Source organism: Cardinium endosymbiont of Sogatella furcifera (assembly GCF_003351905.1).
Lineage (GTDB): Bacteria > Bacteroidota > Bacteroidia > Cytophagales > Amoebophilaceae > Cardinium.
Genome location: NZ_CP022339.1, coordinates 534,900 through 555,437, shown reverse-complemented (window position 1 = coordinate 555,437; position 20,538 = coordinate 534,900). Strand labels below are relative to the sequence as shown.

The 20,538-nt window shown below is 41.8% G+C and carries 19 protein-coding genes; 11 read left to right on the top strand and 8 right to left on the bottom strand.

Annotated features, from left to right (window positions below; genetic code table 11):
- Positions 1-54: 54 nt before the first annotated feature.
- From accC to CE557_RS02390, 7 genes are all read right to left on the bottom strand, one after another.
- On the bottom strand, positions 55-1,410 hold the full coding sequence (gene accC, locus CE557_RS02420) for an acetyl-CoA carboxylase biotin carboxylase subunit (RefSeq protein ID WP_114910023.1): 1,356 nt from the start codon (positions 1,408-1,410) through the stop codon (positions 55-57).
- A gap of 32 nt (positions 1,411-1,442) precedes the next feature.
- On the bottom strand, positions 1,443-1,880 hold the full coding sequence (gene accB / locus CE557_RS02415) for an acetyl-CoA carboxylase biotin carboxyl carrier protein (RefSeq protein ID WP_114910022.1): 438 nt from the start codon (positions 1,878-1,880) through the stop codon (positions 1,443-1,445).
- A 2-nt stretch (positions 1,881-1,882) separates the two neighbouring features.
- The gene (gene efp / locus CE557_RS02410; RefSeq protein ID WP_114910021.1) at positions 1,883-2,458 is read right to left on the bottom strand and encodes an elongation factor P; all 576 of its coding nucleotides are present in this window, start codon (positions 2,456-2,458) and stop codon (positions 1,883-1,885) included.
- 55 nt (positions 2,459-2,513) lie between these two features.
- The gene (locus tag CE557_RS02405; RefSeq protein ID WP_114910020.1) at positions 2,514-3,524 is read right to left on the bottom strand and encodes a beta-ketoacyl-ACP synthase III; all 1,011 of its coding nucleotides are present in this window, start codon (positions 3,522-3,524) and stop codon (positions 2,514-2,516) included.
- 12 nt (positions 3,525-3,536) lie between these two features.
- On the bottom strand, positions 3,537-3,722 hold the full coding sequence (gene rpmF / locus CE557_RS02400; protein ID WP_114910019.1) for a 50S ribosomal protein L32: 186 nt from the start codon (positions 3,720-3,722) through the stop codon (positions 3,537-3,539).
- Between the two features lie 196 nt (positions 3,723-3,918).
- Entirely contained in the window at positions 3,919-4,311 is a 393-nt protein-coding gene (locus CE557_RS02395) for a hypothetical protein (protein ID WP_162789960.1), read from the bottom strand.
- A gap of 95 nt (positions 4,312-4,406) precedes the next feature.
- A complete protein-coding gene (locus tag CE557_RS02390; protein ID WP_162789959.1) occupies positions 4,407-5,516 on the bottom strand; it encodes a hypothetical protein in 1,110 nt (369 codons plus the stop codon).
- A 467-nt stretch (positions 5,517-5,983) separates the two neighbouring features.
- On the opposite strand from CE557_RS02390, the gene lnt reads away from it, so the two are divergent.
- The 9 genes from lnt to CE557_RS02335 all read left to right on the top strand — a co-directional run bounded on the left by lnt (position 5,984) and on the right by CE557_RS02335 (position 16,388).
- Positions 5,984-7,705 (top strand): apolipoprotein N-acyltransferase, encoded by a 1,722-nt coding sequence (lnt, locus tag CE557_RS02380; protein WP_114910015.1) that lies wholly within the window; start codon positions 5,984-5,986, stop codon positions 7,703-7,705.
- A 724-nt stretch (positions 7,706-8,429) separates the two neighbouring features.
- Complete coding sequence (gene rpsU / locus CE557_RS02370; protein ID WP_114910013.1) at positions 8,430-8,621, top strand: 30S ribosomal protein S21; 192 nt, start codon at positions 8,430-8,432, stop codon at positions 8,619-8,621.
- Between the two features lie 2 nt (positions 8,622-8,623).
- Positions 8,624-9,526 carry a tyrosine-type recombinase/integrase gene (locus tag CE557_RS02365; RefSeq protein WP_114910012.1) on the top strand — a complete coding sequence of 301 codons (903 nt, stop codon included), beginning with the start codon at positions 8,624-8,626 and terminating at the stop codon, positions 9,524-9,526.
- A gap of 117 nt (positions 9,527-9,643) precedes the next feature.
- On the top strand, positions 9,644-10,858 hold the full coding sequence (locus CE557_RS02360) for an ABC transporter permease (RefSeq protein ID WP_114910011.1): 1,215 nt from the start codon (positions 9,644-9,646) through the stop codon (positions 10,856-10,858).
- Between the two features lie 65 nt (positions 10,859-10,923).
- Entirely contained in the window at positions 10,924-12,123 is a 1,200-nt protein-coding gene (locus CE557_RS02355) for an ABC transporter permease (RefSeq protein ID WP_114910010.1), read from the top strand.
- A 2-nt stretch (positions 12,124-12,125) separates the two neighbouring features.
- Positions 12,126-13,241, top strand: a complete 1,116-nt coding sequence (locus tag CE557_RS02350; protein WP_114910009.1) for an efflux RND transporter periplasmic adaptor subunit — start codon at positions 12,126-12,128, stop codon at positions 13,239-13,241.
- A 1-nt stretch (position 13,242) separates the two neighbouring features.
- On the top strand, positions 13,243-13,902 hold the full coding sequence (locus CE557_RS02345; RefSeq protein WP_114910008.1) for an ABC transporter ATP-binding protein: 660 nt from the start codon (positions 13,243-13,245) through the stop codon (positions 13,900-13,902).
- Positions 13,903-13,910: 8 nt separating this feature from the next.
- Positions 13,911-15,263 (top strand): TolC family protein, encoded by a 1,353-nt coding sequence (locus CE557_RS02340; RefSeq protein ID WP_114910007.1) that lies wholly within the window; start codon positions 13,911-13,913, stop codon positions 15,261-15,263.
- 360 nt (positions 15,264-15,623) lie between these two features.
- Positions 15,624-16,388 carry an RNA methyltransferase gene (locus tag CE557_RS02335; protein WP_114910006.1) on the top strand — a complete coding sequence of 255 codons (765 nt, stop codon included), beginning with the start codon at positions 15,624-15,626 and terminating at the stop codon, positions 16,386-16,388.
- Between the two features lie 551 nt (positions 16,389-16,939).
- Here the strand turns inward: CE557_RS02335 and CE557_RS02330 are convergent.
- On the bottom strand, positions 16,940-18,226 hold the full coding sequence (locus CE557_RS02330) for a ubiquitin carboxyl-terminal hydrolase family protein (RefSeq protein WP_114910005.1): 1,287 nt from the start codon (positions 18,224-18,226) through the stop codon (positions 16,940-16,942).
- 452 nt (positions 18,227-18,678) lie between these two features.
- Between CE557_RS02330 and cdaA the strand changes: the two genes are divergently transcribed.
- Both cdaA and CE557_RS02320 read left to right on the top strand, forming a co-directional pair.
- Positions 18,679-19,473, top strand: a complete 795-nt coding sequence (gene cdaA, locus CE557_RS02325) for a diadenylate cyclase CdaA (RefSeq protein ID WP_114910004.1) — start codon at positions 18,679-18,681, stop codon at positions 19,471-19,473.
- An 82-nt stretch (positions 19,474-19,555) separates the two neighbouring features.
- On the top strand, positions 19,556-20,536 hold the full coding sequence (locus CE557_RS02320) for a pyruvate dehydrogenase complex E1 component subunit beta (protein WP_114910003.1): 981 nt from the start codon (positions 19,556-19,558) through the stop codon (positions 20,534-20,536).
- The last annotated feature ends 2 nt before the right edge of the window (positions 20,537-20,538 follow it).

Here is a 20,538-nt window from a genome sequence, read left to right as displayed (position 1 = left end):
CCATCAACCGATATTACCTACTGATGCGCAAGTATGGCTAGCGTGGCGCTCTTTTTACTCTTCTTGTTTAAGGAGTGAAAAGTCAAAAGTATCTAAATACTGCGTGGTAAATTGACCTTTTTGGAAGGCCTCATCCTCTACCAAAGCACGATGGAAAGGTATATTGGTTGGAATACCTTCTATAACAAACTCTTCTAATGCCCGCTTTATGCTGGCAATGGCATCGCCTCTAGTAGCTGCATGTACAATTAGTTTGGCAATCATAGAATCATAGTGTGCAGGCACTACATATCCAGCGTAAATATGGCTGGCAATGGTAATGCCTAACCCACCTGGGAAATGCACATAGTTAATTTTACCAGGGGCGGGTCGAAAGCCATGGAAGGGATCTTCTGCATTAATACGGAGTTCTATAGCGTGCCCTTGAGGATATAGATTGGGGCCATTTAGTCGCTGCCCAGCTGCGATTTCAATTTGCGTTCTGAGTAGGTTAAAGCCTGTAACCGCTTCTGTAACAAGATATTCCACTTGAATGCGGGTATTCATTTCCATAAAGTAGAAATTGTGGTGTTTATCCACTAGAAATTCCATGGTACCCACTCCTTCATACCCTATAGCCGCTACGCCCTTTAGTGCTGCTTCTGTTATCTTGGCCCGTAATGGTGCGGTTACAAAGGGAGAGGGAGATTCTTCTACTAATTTTTGGTGCCTACGCTGAATGGAGCAATCTCGTTCAGATAGATGTATGACTTGACCATATTGATCTGCAACGATTTGTATTTCAATATGGCGGGGTTCTTCTATATATTTTTCCAAATATAGCCCATCCTTACCAAAAGAGGCGATGGCTTCTTGCCTGGCCTCTATCCATTTTTGGTGGAATGCCTCAGCTGTCTCAACCAACTTGATGCCTTTCCCTCCCCCCCCTGCGGTTGCCTTCAACAATACAGGAAAGCCTATTTCATGGGCCAAGCGAATGCCTTCTTCCACAGAGGTAAGCAACCCATTGGAACCAGGGACAGTAGGCACACCAGCCGCCTGCATTGTGGCTTTTGCGGTAGACTTATCGCCCATTTTGCGGATAGCTTCCGCAGAAGGCCCTATAAATTTAATACCATATTCTGCACAAATACTGGAAAAACCAGCATTTTCAGATAAAAACCCATAACCTGGATGAATTGCATGGGCATCGGTCACCTCAGCAGCGGCAATAATGGATGGAATAGAAAGATAAGATAAATGGCTGGCAGGAGGACCCACACAGACAGATTCATCTGCAAAACGGACATGCAAACTATCCCTATCTGCGGTAGAATGCACCGCAACGGTTTTAATACCCATTTCTTTGCAAACCCGAATGATGCTTAAAGCAATTTCTCCACGATTGGCAATCAATATTTTTCGAAACATAAAAGATCAAACTGGAAAGATGGATGCGATCGTTATCCGGTAACGGGATCTACTAAAAACAGGGGTTGATCATATTCCACAGGCGAGACATCATCTACCAAGACTTGTACGATTTTTCCAGTGACTTCTGACTCTATTTCATTATAGAGCTTCATAGCCTCTATGATGCAGAGCTTGGTTCCCTTTACAATTGCATCACCCTCTTTTACAAAAGGGGCGGCTTCAGGATTAGGTGATCGGTAGAAAGTACCAATCATTGGGGACTTAATCGTGATATATTGGGGGTTATGCTCTGGAACAGCTGCTTGTGTAGGCAACGACAGGGTGCTGGGAGCAAGTGATGCCATATGTCCCGGGATAGGCATGCTCCTTTTTACATGGATTTTAATGGCTTCCGTTTCAATATGCACCTCTTCTAACCCTGACTTGGTAATAAAGTCAATTAGCTCCTGAATTTCTTTCGTTTTCATATTTACTTTTTCTGCTCATTGACCCGTTCCATATAGAGTCCAGTACGGGTATCTATCTTTACAAGATCTTCATTATTAATGAATAGCGGCACCCGAACCTCTACGCCTGTTTCTAGGGTAGCTGGTTTTAACGTTTTTGTAGCAGTATCGCCTCTGAGCCCTGGCTCTGTATAGGTAATCCGCAATAGGACAGATGGAGGCAATTCACACTTTAATACGACATTTTCATCATCATGGTAAACGACTTCCACCTGTTGCCCTTCTTTTAAGAATTGAGGGGTATGAATCAATTCGGGGGCAATGGTGAGTTGTTCAAAGGTCTCCGTGTGCATAAAAGTATATCCGGCACTATCTTTATAAAGAAACTGATAGGGTCTGCGTTCGACACGTGCGATATGGATTTTTACACCCGCATTAAAGGTATGGTCTATTTGCCTATCTTTGGTTAAGCTCTTTAGCTTGGTTCGCACAAAAGCAGCTCCTTTACCTGGCTTGACGTGTTGAAATTCCACTACACTATAAATATCATGATTCAATAGAATACAAAGGCCATTCTTAATATCACTGGTATTTGCCATAACATCTTGCGCTTATTGCTACTAAATATATTTTACTTTTCTTAAACATCAACGTTTACATCATTTTACAACCATCATACCCCCAAATCATATACATCCCTCCCCAAGTAAAACCTCCACCAAAAACAGTGAGTATCAACTTATCTCCTTTTTTTAGTTTTGATTCATAATCCCACAAACAAAGGGGAATGGTTGCTGCTGTTGTATTGCCATACTTATGAATGTTCAGCATCACTTTTTCCATAGGAATAGCTACACGATCGGCCACAAGTTGCAGGATGCGCCTATTGGCTTGATGAGGCACCAGATAAGCAATATCAGCTGGTGTAAGCTGATGGCCAGTCATGATTTCCATCACCACTTCTGACATAGCGGTAACTGCTGCTTTAAATACATTTTGGCCATCTTGGTGAATGTAATGGGCTTTCGCATCTACGGTTGCATGAGAAGCGGGCCACCTACTGCCGCCTGCTTTTTGATAAAGCAAGTGTTGGCCTCCGCCATCTGATTTGCAGATGGTATCTACAATACCATGATCTGCCTCAGCTTCCGTTACCAGAACGGCACCCGCACCATCCCCAAACAGAATACAGGTAGCCCGATCTGTATAATCGGTAATAGCAGACATCTTATCTGCACCTACTACAATCACTTTTTTAGCGCTACCGGAAGCAATAAACTGAGCAGCGGTATCGAGTGCATAGAGAAAACCCGAGCAGGCAGCTTGTAAGTCGTAACTAAACGAACGGGTAGCGCCCACCGCATGGGCAATGATGGTAGCGGTAGCAGGCGTAACCTGATCTGGCGTAATGGTTGCACATATCAGGAGATCTACCGTAGCAGGATCGGTAGCTGTTTTTTCTAACAAATCCTTGACAGCCTGTATGGCCATAACCGAGGTACCTAGCCCTTCCCCTTTTAGGATCCTGCGTTCTTGAATACCGGTTCTAGTGGTAATCCACTGATCATTGGTAGCGACCATCTGCTCCAACGCATCATTGGTCAACACATCGTCTGGCACATATCCAGCTACACCTGCAATAGAGGCACGCTTTATTAGCTTCATCTACAGCGTAATTTAACCTGCCCTATGCATCACCACCCTGCCCTTATAATACATTTTATCTTCATGCCAAAATGCACGGTGTGGCGTATGTACCACGCCGGTAACCGGACAAACCACTAGCGCGGGCATGGCAAGCTTCACATGGGTTCTTCGCTTATCTCTTCTGGAAGCAGACGATCTTTTCTTTGGATGTGCCATGTTGCTATAATTTATTTAAATTTAAAACGAATAAGTTATTTTTGAATTTATCCCTTTTAAGGGGTAACAAGTACCCAAATTTACAAATAATTTTACCAGCTAGAAAATTATTGTGCCGATGGGAGAAAAAGCAAATCATTCAGCCAGTGGCGCGAACATAAAGAGGACACTATTGGTACAAATTATCTATTTTGCATCATTTATTCCTTATGCGCTTCCATGCTTTTCTCATCAAGTCTGTGGCTGCTTGCCAACGTGTTTTTTCACCTGCTTGCACCTCATGCTTGCGTTTATCTATACACTTCCCCCTCTTTGCCCACTTACCTAGTTCCCCCTGCTGCTCACTCGATTGATTCGGTGGGTTGGCAGATGCATGCATTGATCCGGTTGGTGTATTGCTTTGGCCTTGCGCATCCGCTGCTGTATGGTTTGTATCCATATTCTTACTGCCCATATGCCCATCCCCTGGCTGGGGGTCGCTAGCTAAGCGGTCGCTTGCACCATCTTCCATCTGCTTTTTTGTAGGCTTGCCATTTTTAATGGCTATCTTTTTATGCTTGTCACAGCTTACCCAAAATGTACTTAGCATGAAGATTAACAATATAAAACCAAGCTTTGGAATAGCTATGGATAGCTTCATATTTTATTTTTTTCTTTTAGCCATTCTTCGAATCCAACGCCTGGCTAACCACTGTGCACCAGAACCATCTGATCATCCACCCAATTTAACATAAGAATCAACGTATTATTCTGATAATCAGGTATATTTTCTACTATAAATCCCAGCGCACTCCGCGCATTATTCGCCGAATTCCTCGCCGCATCCTTATGTTCAGTCAGATCTTTTAAGTGTTTATCTACTTCCTGCAAAGCAGCACCCGCCTTAGCCTTCAACAAAGCTTTCTCTGCACCCTCTACATTCCCCACCTCAACCTTCAACTTATTAAACGCACACCGAGCCGCCGCAACCGAATTACCAGCTGCATCAGCATACGAACTAATAGTCTTTATCTTCTCTGTGATCTTCTCTGTGATCTTCTTTGTACGAATAAATCGGTTCACATACATAATAATCTTCTCATATTCCCCTGCCTTAGATACCCTTCGATTCGCTTCTTCCCTCATCTTATACGCCTGCGTCGTCAAACTTTTTTTAGCAAATTTTTTAATTAATTTAAACTTAAGTTTATTGACAGAACTTTTAACAGAAGACGCTATACTATGTACATCATCTGACTTAGGCGTACCCCTAACCCTACCTGACATGCTCTTAGATGCACTACTTTGAAAAGATGGCGAAGGAGATATAGATCGGGTAACAACTTTGGGACTGCCTGCCGTTGTGTTTAACGAAGTCACGATATTTTCTTGAGCATCGTTAACTAAATTTAGATTAGCATTAGCATCAGTATTAGCATGTAAAACTCCTAAATCTAGTTGATTATCAGCCAAATTATTATGTATGCCAATATTATCATTTGCATTTTCTTCACCGCCATTACTGCCCAGAGACTCACCATGATCATCCCCATTACCACCATCACCATTATTTTTGTCATGATCGGAATCACTACTATGCTGCTTCTCCGCTGGATCAGATCCAGGCGTCTCTATCTTTGGTTTATTACTAGAAGAATTTGCAGCAGGAGGGTTTGCAACACGAGGGTTTAGTTCAGGTTTAGGATCTTGTTCACCGGTAGTATTATTTTCGTTGGTGTTTTTTTGATCTGAGACCGACAATGGCACCCGAACTGAGTTACGATCTTTACAAAACTTAAAGAATGAACTTAACATCACCATTAACAATACAAAACCAAGTTTTGGAATAACTATTTGTACTTTCATTTTTGTTTTTTAGCTGTTTTGGATTACAGATTGGCCATCTTTCCTTACTCCAGGGTAAGAGGTGACCTAGAGCGGTCGTGTAACTTGGTAAAGCTTACATAAATGGCTTGCGCCTTATCGTTACCTAGCATGCATCTAGCATACTTTTATGCAATTAAAATATTGATTTCCAATGAAAATATATATAAAATAATTGCAGTCTTTTTGCATACCTTCCCCCCTTATATTTTCCCCCTAAAAAACCATTATGGAAATTTGTTATGCGCAGCTGGTCCTATTCGGTTTCTTTCCTTTTTTGTAATTTAGCAAAAGGATGCCGTTGTCTACGTGGTCTATAGGTGGAACCGACAAGCAACAATAAGGCGTCTTTACACCAAAAAGGTTGGGCAAATTTAACAAAAAATATTTAAATCGATATGTATAGTCATCTGGATACCACTTCGTTTGCTTTATGGGCCACACGTATTACCACCAAACTTGCTTCATTTTCCAAACGGTATGTATGCCTTTTAATCGCCTTGAGCAGTAGCTTGTTTTACCTATCCTGGTGCTCTGCTTGGTTGGGCGGCTTGTTGTGCGTAGCTATTGTGCCTATGCTGGGTATCATGAAACTAAGCACGATAACACCTAAAAAAACCCGCTTTTGCCTCTCTTCTATTCTATTGACGCTGTTTCTTTGGAATACAATAGCGCTCTGGTGGATTTATAATGCTGCTTGTCTTGAAGGATTTTTCTTTGCAGCATGCGGTAATACGTTGTTCCTTTTTTTTCCTTGGTGTTTTTATTACTACATGCGCAAATGGGGTGGCCTATATATAGGCTATCTAGGCCTGATCACCAGTTGGTTAACGCTAGAACATGCCCATCTCTCCTGGGAATGTTGGGAACTGACCTTTCCTTGGCTAAACTTAGGCAACGGACTGGCCGCACTGCCAAAATGGATTCAGTGGTACGAATATACAGGGATACTTGGCGGATCCCTTTGGGTTCTAGTGCTGAATATCCTGGTTTACCATTTGCTATTTGAACAAGCCCATCCTGCACTACGCAAGGGATTTTTGGCTTGGTTGCTACTACCCCTATCTATAAGTTTCATCATCTATTACACCTATCAAGAAAAAGGTAGCGATGTAGAGGCAGTAGTGGTACAACCTAATTTTGATAACTATACTGAAAAAGATTGCACCTCTCCATATTTCGTGCCTTATAAAGGTCAAATAGATCGGCTATTGACCCTTTCTAAAGAGCAGCTTACTCCAGCAACTTCTTTAGTAGTTTGGCCCGAATCGGCCATTGCTAAGGATTTAGAAGAAGCATGGGTGCGTGACTATCTATTGATGCAGCCTATATATCAATTTCTAGAAGCGCATGCTGCCTTGCACCTGATAACTGGGGCTAGTTCTTTTCGTATGTATGGCCCAACTAAGGCTACAAAAACTGCTCAACTCAAGCAACGGGACTATGTTGACTATTTCAATAGTGTATTGCATTTAAAGACTGGACGCCCAACGGATATATACCACAAGGTAAAAAGATTACCCGGTGGAGAATTTATCCCCTATTTTTATATTTTACCAGAAAGCGTACACAACTGGGTCAAGCAAATGATTCATGATATTGGCGGGGGGCTAACGCCTTGCCTTGCTAAGGGAGATGGCGCTAAAACTTTTTCCATCCATCCTCAACTCAAGGTTGCACCGATTATCTGTTATGAGTTGTTATATGGTGCTTTTGTAGGTAGTAGTGTGCAAAAAGGGGCCAATCTTTTTGCAGTAGTAACCAATGATGGGTGGTGGGGTAATACCCCTATCTACCAACAGTTCTTTCAATATAGTCGTTTAGTAGCAATCGCCCATCGAAGGAGTGTGATGCGTGCAGCCAATACCGGTATTTCTGGCTTCATCAATCAACGGGGGGAAACAATCGCTGCTACCAACCGGTTAGAAATAGCGGCTAGGCGCGCAGTAGTACAGGCCAACCATCAAATGACTTTTTATAGCCTATATGGGGATTACATTGGTTATATTGCTTCATGGGCTTGTTTGCTATTGTTTTGCATCGCCTATATGAGACGACGGCAGCGTAAAAGAAAACCACGCTGCAGCGCCAACCCAACCAACGGACCGACCGCGCACTAAGCAATTTTTACATAGCTAAAACAAAATATTTTTGAGGCAACCTTGTGCTTGCGCTGTTTTTAGAGTAGATTTGTAGGTGAACAGGCAATAGCGAGGGCTTAAGGGACATCTGTTCTAACACAGAGATAGAAATGGCTCATGCGTATACGCTGCTGCCCATGTCCGCCAATAAAAAGTTGGCGCACAGTAAAAATAATGAAACGAACTGTTGTTCAGCTGGAAAAACAGAACTCGCCCACTGCGTGGGCTTCAAACAAGGGCTGTTTTTCTAATCCGCTGAACAACAGTTCGTCCGTAAACTACAAGTTTACTGAAGCGCCAAGTTTTTTTATCGGCGGACATAAGCGCCTTAACGTGACGAAATAGCAGCAAATATAGTATCTGTTCAGCGCGGTGGTTTTTTGCGTCAAAAAAAACCGCCCCTGAAAAAAGTCGCGGTTTAGAAAGTAGCATCTTACAGATGATTAGGAAAAACAGTTTCCTTTGAAGCCCCCTTTGGGGGCGCTTTCTGTTTTCCCATCTGTAGGATGACGCTTTCAGCGGCTTTTTGCCGAGGGCTTGATTTTTTGTCCACTTTTTTATCAAGAAAAAAGTGGGATAAAATTCATTATTAACCAATGGCGAGAGTAGATATTTTTATTTGAAAATCAATACAGTTCCTTAAGCCCCCGCCATTGGGTGAACAGGGCCAATAACCATTTTAATGACAAACTAAAGTAAAGGTATGATTGTTGTAGAAGTAAAAGACAACGAAGGTGTAGATAAAGCACTCAAAAGATTTAAAAAGAAAGTGGAGCGTGTGGGTGTACTAAAAGAGGCTAGACAACGTATGGCGTATATGAAACCCACCGTAAGCAGAAAAGCTAAAAAGTTAAAGGCGATGCATAAGTATCGAATACTAGGCAACAATGGGTAAAGATGGACCATCCATCACTCCTTGCGCTTTTTGAGGCCTATTTAACAGCAGAAAGGAGAGCGAGTCTGCATACCGTTATGGCTTATACAACGGACGTAAGCCAATTGATCCATTACCTCTCTGAACAGGCCCCTGAAAAAATAGCAACAGCGGTAACCGGACAGGATCTACGTGGATGGATGATGGCTTTGGCTAAAGGGGGCTTGGCCCATCGTTCTATCAATAGAAAAATGGCTGCGCTGCGTGCTTTTTATGTGTTTTTAGCGAAAAAAGGGCTGATGGTTGATCGCCCCACAGATGCATTGAAAAGTCTAAAAGGAAAAAAAAGGTTGCCCATCTTTTTTCAAGAAAAGGAACTGCTGGCTGTCCTAAACCCATATCTATTTCCGGTTAACTTTGCTGGCTTGCGTGATCGATTAATTTTGGAGCTACTATATGGAACAGGGATGCGCCTAGCTGAGCTGGTCGCGCTTTGCCAAACAGACATCAACCTGGAAGATGGAACGGTTAAGGTGTTGGGGAAACGTGATAAAGCACGTATAATTCCTTTTCCAAAACCATTGATTCAATTGATCACCGCTTATATAAGCGCAAAAGAAAAACTGGGCCATCCGCTTACCCCTCAACTCATCGTTACCAACACGGGCCAACCCACTTATCCTATGTTTATTTACCGAATCGTTAAGAAGTATTTGGCACCCGCTACACGTGCCAGTCAACACAGCCCACATATATTCCGCCATACCTTTGCCACGCATTTATTAGATAACGGAGCGGATTTACAGGCTATTAAAGAACTATTGGGTCATGCCAGCTTAGCTGCTACCCAAGTCTATACCCATAATGCTTTAACGAGATTAAAAGAAGTTTTCAAAAAAGCCCATCCTAGAGCAGAAGAAAGCTGATAAAATCATATTACGCCTTTAATGATAGAAGAAAGTTTAATAGATTACATCAAAACATAAGGGGTGAAGGGATGGGCCCAATTTATATGAGATGCTTGTTTTGTGATTAGATTGCTTATGTGTGTTTTACATGCTTTAAAAGAGGCCTACCAGCGCCTTACCACTTATACCACGCAAACCTTATCGATGGGGTTTGGTCTATTATGGGCTGTTTTTATATGGATGTTGCTATTAGCTGTGGGCAATGGCTTTCACAATGGTGTTTCCGAAGTCTTTGCAAAGTATGGCGCAAAAACCATAACCATCAGGGGAGGAAGCAGTGCGGGTGTCCACCATGCTATTCCAGCAGCCATGGCTGTAAACTTATCTCAATCCTTTCACACGATTCAGCATAGTAGCCCTATCTTACAGTGTAAGCATCCCGTAAGGTATGCCACCCAAAAGGTCACGGCACCTATTTTGGGCTGTGCACCCTGCTATGCTTTATTGGCTCATTTACCCATACAGGAAGGGCGCTTTTTTACACCACGTGATGCAGGAGTAGGCAATAACATTTGCATTCTGGGCATCAATATGAAAGAAAAATTATTTGGGCATGCCTCTGCCCTTGGGCAATATATTTTTTTGGGGGATATAGGTTTGCAAGTAGTGGGTGTACTAGATACATTAGAAGCCAGCCTTTATGGTGAATCTAATGCGATATTGCTGCCCCATAGCTTGTGCAAAGCGCTATTTCCTCAACGCAGCCATTATGTAGATGCTATTCGACTCACCCTAGTACCAACTGCACGTGAGGCAGTCGTGGAAAAACAACTCCGCGCTTATTTTGCGCGCCATTTGCATTTTGATGTGAACGATACCCAAGCACTTGAACTATTTAGTATCACCAAACATGCCGATAAATTTCATAAGTTGTTTAACAACATAGCTATTTTTAATACGATCATCGGTATATGTCTGCTCATCACTGGTATGGTAGGCATGGGTAACATGATGCTAGTGACCATTCAAGAAAGACGCAACGAAATGGCGATTCGAAATGTATTAGGGAGCCGTTCTATAGATATTATGGCGATGATTGTATGTGAAGTAGTGATGGTCACCCTTGTGGCTGGTATCATCGGTTTTGGAGCAGGCTTTACACTGATCCAACTGTTTAATAAATGGGTAGTGCCGCTGTGCAAAACCTATTACCTATCTACTTTAACCTTTCCCCTTGAATATATGTTGGGTGGATTGGGATTAATCATCGCAACCAGTTGCTTGGCAGGGATGCTACCGGCTATGCGTGCGGTACAGATAAAGCCTATCGAAGCATTGGGCAATAAGTAAAGGGAACTTTTGCTCGTTTTGGGGCAGTCTATCTATTACCTGAACGGATATTGATTATATTATATATGTTTGGATATCAATGGTTTATAGAGGTTTTACATAGTTTAAAAGCCCATAAAATCAGGACTATTTTTTCGGGTTTTGGCGTTATGTGGGCCATGCTTATCTGGGTGCTTTTACAAGGCGTAGGCAGTGGTATTCACAATGGTATGATGCAGCGGTTTCGCAGCTATACTACGCGTTGTATGTATATTTCTGAAGGGTATGGGTCAACGGCTTCTATCCACCTGACAGAAGCCATAGCCAATGCACTGGCCACTGGTTTAAATCTATTTAGCCAAGTGATGCCTTTTTTTCAAAAAGCAAGCTCGGTGGCGTATGGACCAGTCATACACAAAAGTGATCTGCTGGGTGTAGGGGTTGGGTATGAAAAGATCAACGACTTAGCCCTTGTAGAGGGGCGTTTTTTCAATGCGCGTGACATAGCGGAAAGACGCTCAGTATGTATACTGGGCTTAGAGATGAAAAAGAAAATATTTGATGCGCGCCAAGCAGTAGGGCAATTTATCGCAATAGATGGCGTTAGGGTATGTGTAATTGGTGTATTAGACGAAACGATTTGGTTCAATAACACACGCATCATGCTGCCCAGCAGTTTATTTAAAGCATTGTTTCGTGGGCATGCGGAAGGCATTGATGGTATCATAGCTACCCTAGCACCCAAACAAAATGCGATAGAGGCAGCAGCAAAAGTACTCACCTATCTAGCCAAGCGACTCAATTTTAACGCGAATCAGCAGGACGCGCTATGCATACGTGGCCCATTTCAAAGGACTACGATTTTTGAAGTGTTGTTTAACGTTATGAAAGGGTTTATTGGGCTAGTGAGCCTCTGCTTTTTGGTTAGTGGTGTGGTAGGTGTCAGTAATATGATGCTGGTTGTAGTAAAAGAGCGTAGGCAAGAATTGGCCATTCGTAAAGTGATGGGCGCAAAACCCAGCGATATCATGGGTTTAATTTTGCTGGAATCGATTGTCATTAACTTGATTTCCGGTATATTGGGACTAGGAGCCGGTATAGGCATACTCCAATGGATGAATCGCTACCTGCTTCCTATGGTTGAAAATCATGGCATCGCCCGTTTCGAATTTCAATTTTCTCTATATGCCTTAGTCGTCTTGGTACTATCTGGTTGTTTAGCAGCCATTATCCCTATAAAAAGAGTAGGATACATTAAACCAGTAGATGCTTTAAATAAAGAATAAAAATGCGTACAATAACCAAATTGATTTTAATCACTGGTCTCATAGCTGGAGGGGTTTTTGCTTACTCCAAAATATATAAAACGAAATGGGAACAACTAACGCGGACAATCTTGAAGTTAGATCCGGTCACTTTTCAAACTACCGAGCCCACGCGTAGAACGATTGTGCGCAAAAAAGTTTTTTCTGGTAGCCTGATGCCCTATAAAGAAAATAAATTAGAGTCCCATGTGACGGGTGTGGTAGATAAGTTATTCGTACGCATAGGGGATTATGTGCCACAAGGCGCAGCGGTTGCACGTATTAAAATACAGCCTAATCTGAAGGAGGTGGAGGCTGCAGCCAGCAAGTTACGTTTGGCCACTATTGATCGCAATCAAGCTAGAACCAAATACTTAAGAAGCAAGCAACTCTTTAGTAAAAAGATGCTGGCCAAAGAAACCTATGAAGCGGCATTGGCAGCCTGGGAGCAAACCAAAGAAAAAGTTGCTGCAGCTCAGAAAAAGTTAGAAATCATTCAATATGGCTATACTACAGCAAAAGGCGTAGAGGCCAACATCATAAAAGCCCCTATCAAAGGGACCATCTTAGGTTTACCTGCTAAGGAGGGCAGTATGGTGCAAGCAATCAGTGACAAAGCGTCTGGCACCACAGTAGCGCTTATTGGGGATATGGCTCATTTTTTGTTTTCCGCTCAGGTCAGTGAATTAGATGTGATCCACTTAACCAAGGGGATGACCTTTACCGCCTCATTAAATGCTTTGAATGATGAAAAACTGCAAGTTACTTTAACTAAAATTGCACCCAAGGCCAATGAAGAGGCATTCCAAAAAGGAGAAATTAAATTTGACATAGAAGGGGTGGTACATAAACCAAAAAAATCAAAAATTGCTTTACGGGCAGGGTATGTAGCGCTTGCAGAGGTGATTCTAGAGCAAGTCAATGATGTGCTATCCGTACCAGAAAGCATGATTCAAATAAAAGGTACAACCTATTGCGTAAAATGTCTACATGAAGGTAAAGTGGTTGAAAAAGAGGTGGTATTAGGGCTATCCGATGGTCTATATGTCGAGGTAAAAGAAGGCCTTACGGAGGCAGACCAATTAATTGTAGAAGCGTAGCATGATTCAGATACGGGGCTTATATAAATCCTTTCAGACGGGTACCCTCACCAGGGAAGTACTTAGGGGGGTAGATTTTCACCTTGAAAAAGGGGATTTTGTTGCCTTAATGGGGCAATCTGGTGCTGGAAAGTCTACGTTGTTGCATGTTATTGGCCTATTGGATACCTATGACCATGGGGCTTACCATCTGAATGGTGTGCAGATGAAAAATCTTTCGTATCAACATGCTAGCAGCTATAGAAGCCAATTAATTGGGTTTATCTTTCAGCAGTTTCATTTAATTCCTTTCAAAACAGCATTAGAGAATGTAGCCCTTCCGCTCTATTACCAAGGCATAGGCAGAACAGAGCGTTACAAGCGTGCATGGGCCATGCTCGATAGAGTGGGATTAACTGCCTATGCCCATGATAAACCCAATGCCCTTTCAGGGGGGCAACAACAAAGGATAGCTATTGCCCGTGCATTGGTCACAGCTCCTCCCCTCATCTTGGCAGATGAGCCAACAGGTGCCTTAGACAGCAGCACGGCACATGAGATCATGGCTTTGCTTAAGGAGATGAATAGAGAGGGAAATACAATTCTTATCGTGACCCACGCTCTGCAGGTAGCACGGCAATGCAATAGCATTCAAGAAATTGTAGATGGAAAAATTAGCTAATACATTTAATGAGATTGATAATGAAAAAATGGGTTGTACGCTTTAGCCTAATAGGTAGCATAGCCTTTTTAGGCCACCACAGCACAGAAGCGAAAAGCAAGCCGATCAGTTTGCAAGAAGCCATCAACATGGCCTTAAAAGATAATTTAAATATTCAGATTGCTGCACAGACTAAAAAGAAAGCCATACTCTCCCGTAAAATAGATGCTTTCCAGATATGGCTGCCTCAAGCCACTTGTATGTTGGCTTACGAAAACAGCTGGCTAGGAAGCACACAATCATCTGCGCAGCAAAATGGCGCCAAAACAAACGCTATGCAATCGCACATGCGATCCAAACCTGTTTTTACATTACAATGGGAATTGGCATCATTAGCCGATAAAATATTCCAAACTAAAATACACCATCAAAATAATGTGATCTATAAGCTAGATGCTAAAAAATCAATAGCAAAAGAACTACAGCGGGTAGTTATGGCTTACTATAAACTTGCCTTGGCACAAAAAAAGTGGAAATTATCCAAGAACCTAATCAAACTAGCCACAGCTAGGTTAAAGATAGAAGAAGAAAAATTAAAAGTAGGACGGATCTCCAAAATAGATTGTTTGGATGCACAGCTGGCCCTGAAACAGGTCAAGTTAAGCTTATTAGAGCGGCAGGAAGCCCTGAAAGGAAAACGCCGGAATTTAAATGTACTACTTGGCAAACCCCTCAATGAAGAAATATGGGTGCACCCAACTATTTCTGTGCAACCTATATGGGATATTCAAGCAGTCACAAAAGAAAAAATGGTTGATTTAAAGGTAGCCATACAAGAAAAAAAAGTAGCTATAGCAGCAACTGAGTTGCGCAGAGCTAAAGCCCACCCGCTTTCTTGTTTAAACCTATTGGCTTGTTTTCAATCGAAGGGGTATACATATAATTTTGAAGATGAACCATTTGCGTTTGATGCTACGCCTAGTAAATGGTTTGGAAGCATTGGGATCCAGATTGATATCGCTACTTTACTGCTCATGCCTGCAAAAATTAAAAAAGCAAAAATAGCATTGCATAATGCCACGTTTGCGTTAAAACAACAAAAATTGGCTTTAGAGGATGGTTTAGAAGATAAAAAATGGCAATACCATCATGCCTTAGATGCGCATAGCGTAGCAGAGGAGCAACTAAAAATAAGCAAGCAAAAATTGGTTTTTATAAGGGAAAAATATCGCTTGAAGCAGGTCAAACTACTAGAATTACGTGAAGCAGAAGAAGCAACGCAAAAAGCTGAAATCGATGTGGTCGAGCATGCTTTAAAGGTAAAGCATGCAGAGTTTGCGCTATATCAATTGGTTGGTATGTTTCACCAGAAACTTTCTTAGGCATGCTCAATCTATCTGCCTAATAGGATGTAAGATGTCTATAAATGCTTTTGGATTATTGTGCACATAACGCTACAATGGTCCTAGAGGCCATCTTAATGGAATACGCTATTAATTTTTTTGTCTATGATTTCATTTAAAAGTATCTTTACAATCGCCATAACATTATTGTTTTTGCCTTTCATTTCATTAGCTTTTATATTAAAGCTTGCGATACTGCCATGTGTAATTGCTATGCATTATGTATTGTTTCACTATGTAAAAAAAAGGGGTGCTACGCGTCAGTAAAACGGAACGCGACAGATAGATAGAAAAACAACCTACCTGTTCAGACAATGCTATCAACTTAATAAGGAATCTATGTATCCTATTTTAAGTAAAAAAAAAGCCGCATCTATCCGCCAGTTGGCGCTTAAAAAATACCGCCTAGAGCGGGCTGCTTTTGTCTTAGAAGGAAAAAAAGGCGTCCAAGCATTGCTTGCTTCTGATTATGTTATCAAATGTATAATTGGAACGCCTGATTTTTTTGCAAGTAATCCAGATATGGTTGCTACCTTTCGTCCAGAAACAGAGGTATTTGAAACCCATACAGCATTGCTCTCTGGACTAGGCTCCTTTGTCCACAACCATGACGTACTGGCAGTAGCTGCTATACCCCTATCCACTGCTCCCTGCCTAACACCCAAGGGTATAACCCTTGCATTAGATGGCATGCAAGACCCTGGTAATTTAGGCACTATGATTCGTATAGCAGATTGGTATGGGATAACTACCATACTCTGCGCACAAACCACTACAGAGCTCTATAACCCAAAGGTATTACAAGCCAGTATGGGCTCTTTTGTAAAGGTCAACTTGCATTATGTAGACTTACCTCGCTATTTACAGGGTGTAGAGCTGCCTATCCTAGGTGCTATGTTGGAAGGGAAGTCTGTGCATGATTTTTTGTTTCCAGACCATGGGATATTGGTTATTGGGAATGAATCCCATGGGATTCAGCCTGCCGTACAAGCAACTCTAACAGAAGCAGTTTCCATTCCTAGGTATGGCCATGCCAACTCCTTAAATGCAGCGACCGCTGCAGCGGTTCTATGTGACAATTGGAAACGGATAAGCGGTATATAAGCAACCTGCTGACTATACTGCCTAATAGACCCTCCGGTTATGATTGCCACCATGCCTTTCCTAGCTTCGTTAGGTTGAATAGCAAATTATGATGCATCTATTCAAGATATGCTCAGTACTACGACCGCTGATCAAGGAATTTAGTACAGAGTAAAAACAATGCAGTGCGCTGCTTTGCAGCGAAAACAACAGATCATTGCAATACTTTTACTGCGCGCCAACTTTGTATTGGTGGCCATACGCTATTTAAATTAGCGCAATGGAAGCAAACGCCGATTAAAATGATAGATATCTGTTCAAGTCACTGATTTTTTGCATTAAAAGAAAAACGCCCCTGCAAAAAGTCGTAGTGTAAAAAGTGGCATCTTAGAGATGACTAGAAAAACAGTTCCTTTTAAAGCCCCCAAAGGGGGCGCTTTCTGTTTTTTCATCTGTAAGATGACACTTTCAGCGACTTTTTACCCAGGGCTTGATTTTTTGTCCACTTTTTTATCAAGAAAAAAGTGGGATAAAATTCATTATGAACCAGTATCGTGAACAGATACCTTCTTTTATTGTTTTTTATAAAACAATAGATAAGCGGTTTTAGACGCATCTATAACGTCTGATAGACTCGGTTCTTCTATCGTACCATCATTCACTCTATACCATTTGTCTTCGCGCTTTACATAGGCAATATAGTGGCCACTACTTATTCCCTCGCCCCTATGTTGAATAAAAGCATATAGATTATATTTCACAACATGATCCTTACAATTAGGATCTAATGGAATAGTAAGCGTCATTGTTCCATGCACTGGATCCATTATTTTAACGCGAGAGTTTTCAAATCGCTTTAGTTGTAAACATAACTTAGAAGGCATATCCATGTACACGGTTTGTTGGATACATTTTTTTACCTTAGAGGTGTTCCCTTGTATAGGTTCTAGCCTGCTTTGATGCTTTTCTACAAAAGCAGACATCTTCTCCATAGAGAAGGTTACACAATTAGTCGGATCTACATTCCGACATTCCCGTACGTCTGTTTCATCTATGAACTCTTCCATATTCAATGCAACGAGCTCATTTAAGTCGTACTTATCCCAGTTTTCGTTCTTGTTAAAACCTATACGCAATGTCTTAGGATATTCTTTACCCATTTCCTTTACATAAATGGCTGCTTCAGCCTCTTTTTTATAAAGGATACGTGAAATAAGTGTAAAATACCCTGGAAAGTCCTCTGTAAAAAAATGGCTAATAAACTCATCAGGATCTTCCTGGTAACCTTGACCTACCATCTTCTTCGCCGGTATTGGAAAATCCGCCACAAACCCTTCTATAACATCCCGAGATATTACCCCGGGGCCAGCATTGATTTTATTAACCAGCCCTTTGAGGGGGCCATCCTGCGCCTCCTCCGGATAGAGAGCTGCAATCACTTGCAATGCTGCATTCATAAAGCAACTATTTCCAAGATTAGCAAGACCAGCAAAGGAAAACAAAGGATCAGAAGGCTTTGGCGCAGCTGAGGAGCCACTACTATTAGAACTCCTTGAAGAAGCATACCCACTAGAAGTGGCTGAAGCACCGCTAGAAACCCAAGAAGAGGAACTACCTGATGAAACGGTACTAGCTTCAGAGTATAGGCTATCTGTAGAGCCATGCAACGGGTCTGACAGCTTATCTGGTAGCTTAGTTGCTGGCACTGTAGGTGTTGTAAGCGTAGTGTCCGTAGGGGATGCAGGGATAGGCGTTATTTTCTTGTTTTGCTTACAACCTTTACAACTATCTACCATTGCATAGATGGCCATAACAATGATCCACCAGGTTGATGGATGGAATAGATTTTTTTTAAACATATTAAATTATAATAGATTTGCATTTTTGTGCACTGCCTTATAACAAGGCCAACCTATACTCCTTGACTGCTAACAGATACAAAACATTGCGTATAAACTTAGAATTTACCAAATAATTTACTTATAATCAAAGCCACCTAACTTTTGTACGATTGGTCTACTTTCGAAAGGTAGGTATACTAAACCTAATCCGCCTTACAAAATAACACAAAGCTTTTGTAACTCTATACCTTGATGGTTTATCGTAGAAACCACAAAACTGCCCTGCTCAGTGTATGATGGACCATTCCTATATTTTTCATGATTTATAAATTTGCTTTTTTGCCAACAAAATCGTTTTTTTAACACAAAATTAATCTAAAATACCTTACTGATCACAACGAATTACAAATTTTTACACGCCTAATTTATATAAACTATTTTGACTATCAACTAAAAAATAAATTTCACCCATGCCATTTAACCTATTCTATCTTGAGCGTTGGGACATTAGTTTTAGGCTTATTGTTGATATAGCACTATTGGGTTGCTTGGTTTATTGGGTATATAAATTAGTAAAGGGTAGTATAGCTGTAAAGTGCATCCTGGGTTGCTTGATCGTATATCTTTTTTATTGGATGGTACAAGCCTTACAGCTGAAGGTAGTCGCATCTATTTTGCGTATATGGACCAGTCCTATCGTGCCGATTATTCTTTTTCAAAGGGAGATCCGCCATTTCTTGTTTAGCTTAGGCAAAAGTCTGATGGGCAGTAAAGCGATGGTGGTACAAATCATTCCTTGGTTGACGGATAAAAAGAATGAAATTGATGTCACACCAGTGGTAAAAGCGGTACAAACCTTAGGCGGCAGTAACACAGGTGCGCTCATTGTATTTACAAAAGATGCAGACCTCCGCTATTATGAAGAATCTGGTGACTTGATTAATGCAGTAGTCTCTGCGCGGTTATTAATGGCTATATTCAATAAATATAGCCCATTGCATGATGGCGCAGTGATTATTCACAACAATAGGATCGTAGCAGCGCGGTGTATCTTACCGGTTACGGAACATCCAAATATAGCGGCGCGTTTTGGACTGCGTCATAAAGCAGCTGTTGGGCTTACGGAGATAACAGATGCATTGGTTTTAATCGTCTCAGAAGAATCTGGACAAATATCCATAGCTAGAAAGGGGACAATGGAAAACAACCTATCTGCGCAAGAAATTAGAAGTGCGCTAAAGGAGTATCTGAGTAATGACGCATAGCCAGCGCTTAGGGCGTTAATATTTTTTCTTGATATACCCTATCTTTGATGAGACGTATGGTTATTTAATAAAATGCTAGGAGATGCGGACGATACAATTTAGAGCAGCATTGCGCGAGGCAATGATAGAGGAAATGGAAAGAGATGCAATGGTCTTTTTAATGGGGGAGGAAGTAGCGGCATACAATGGTGCCTACAAAGTAAGTCAAGGTATGCTGGAACGGTTTGGAGCAAAAAGGGTAATAGATACGCCTATTAGTGAATTAGGCTTTACGGGATTGGGTGTAGGAGCTGCTATGAATGGTTTACGCCCCATTATAGAGTTGATGACGTTTAATTTTTCCCTAGTAGCGATAGATCAGATTGTAAATGGAGCGGCTAAAATGTATGCGATGTCGGGTGGGCAATACCATGTGCCTATTGTATTCAGGGGACCAACTGGTAATGCGGGCATGTTAGGTGCCCAACACTCTCAAAGCTTTGAGAGTTGGTATGCCAACTGTCCAGGGCTAAAAGTAATTGTTCCTTCTAACCCCTATGATGCAAAGGGATTGCTGAAAAGTGCCATTAGAGACGATGACCCGGTCCTATTTATGGAGTCGGAATTAATGTATGGTGACTTAGGAGAAGTACCCGCAGACACCTATTTGTTGCCCATAGGGAAGGCGCATCTGAGGCAAGAGGGCACGGATGTAACCTTGGTTTCTTTTGGGAAAATGATTAAAACAGCAGAGGAAGCCGTACAGGTCATGCAAAAGCAAGGTGTTTCAGTGGAACTAATTGACTTACGTACGATTCGTCCACTAGACCTATCGACCGTTATTGCGTCGGTAAAAAAAACCAATCGCTTGGTAATCGTAGAAGAAGCCTGGCCACTGGCTTCGATCGCGTCTGAAATAGCTTACCAGGTTCAAAAGCATGCTTTCGACTATTTAGACGCGCCGATTCAAAAAATAAATAACTTAGATGTGCCTCTTCCCTATGCACCTACTCTAATAGAGGCCATCTTACCCAACGTAGCCCAAACCGTAGCGGCGCTTAAGCGGGTTTTATATCTAACGTAAAT

Bases quoted from the DNA above. Each gene is read 5' to 3' on its own strand.
- accC (WP_114910023.1), bottom strand. From the start codon at position 1,410: ATGTTTCGAAAAATATTGATTGCCAATCGTGGAGAAATTGCTTTAAGC.
- accB (WP_114910022.1), bottom strand. From the start codon at position 1,880: ATGAAAACGAAAGAAATTCAGGAGCTAATTGACTTTATTACCAAGTCA.
- efp (WP_114910021.1), bottom strand. From the start codon at position 2,458: ATGGCAAATACCAGTGATATTAAGAATGGCCTTTGTATTCTATTGAAT.
- CE557_RS02405 (WP_114910020.1), bottom strand. From the start codon at position 3,524: ATGAAGCTAATAAAGCGTGCCTCTATTGCAGGTGTAGCTGGATATGTG.
- rpmF (WP_114910019.1), bottom strand. From the start codon at position 3,722: ATGGCACATCCAAAGAAAAGATCGTCTGCTTCCAGAAGAGATAAGCGA.
- CE557_RS02395 (WP_162789960.1), bottom strand. From the start codon at position 4,311: ATGCTAAGTACATTTTGGGTAAGCTGTGACAAGCATAAAAAGATAGCC.
- CE557_RS02390 (WP_162789959.1), bottom strand. From the start codon at position 5,516: ATGTTAAGTTCATTCTTTAAGTTTTGTAAAGATCGTAACTCAGTTCGG.
- lnt (WP_114910015.1), top strand. From the start codon at position 5,984: ATGTATAGTCATCTGGATACCACTTCGTTTGCTTTATGGGCCACACGT.
- rpsU (WP_114910013.1), top strand. From the start codon at position 8,430: ATGATTGTTGTAGAAGTAAAAGACAACGAAGGTGTAGATAAAGCACTC.
- CE557_RS02365 (WP_114910012.1), top strand. From the start codon at position 8,624: ATGGACCATCCATCACTCCTTGCGCTTTTTGAGGCCTATTTAACAGCA.
- CE557_RS02360 (WP_114910011.1), top strand. From the start codon at position 9,644: ATGTGTGTTTTACATGCTTTAAAAGAGGCCTACCAGCGCCTTACCACT.
- CE557_RS02355 (WP_114910010.1), top strand. From the start codon at position 10,924: ATGTTTGGATATCAATGGTTTATAGAGGTTTTACATAGTTTAAAAGCC.
- CE557_RS02350 (WP_114910009.1), top strand. From the start codon at position 12,126: ATGCGTACAATAACCAAATTGATTTTAATCACTGGTCTCATAGCTGGA.
- CE557_RS02345 (WP_114910008.1), top strand. From the start codon at position 13,243: ATGATTCAGATACGGGGCTTATATAAATCCTTTCAGACGGGTACCCTC.
- CE557_RS02340 (WP_114910007.1), top strand. From the start codon at position 13,911: ATGAGATTGATAATGAAAAAATGGGTTGTACGCTTTAGCCTAATAGGT.
- CE557_RS02335 (WP_114910006.1), top strand. From the start codon at position 15,624: ATGTATCCTATTTTAAGTAAAAAAAAAGCCGCATCTATCCGCCAGTTG.
- CE557_RS02330 (WP_114910005.1), bottom strand. From the start codon at position 18,226: ATGTTTAAAAAAAATCTATTCCATCCATCAACCTGGTGGATCATTGTT.
- cdaA (WP_114910004.1), top strand. From the start codon at position 18,679: ATGCCATTTAACCTATTCTATCTTGAGCGTTGGGACATTAGTTTTAGG.
- CE557_RS02320 (WP_114910003.1), top strand. From the start codon at position 19,556: ATGCGGACGATACAATTTAGAGCAGCATTGCGCGAGGCAATGATAGAG.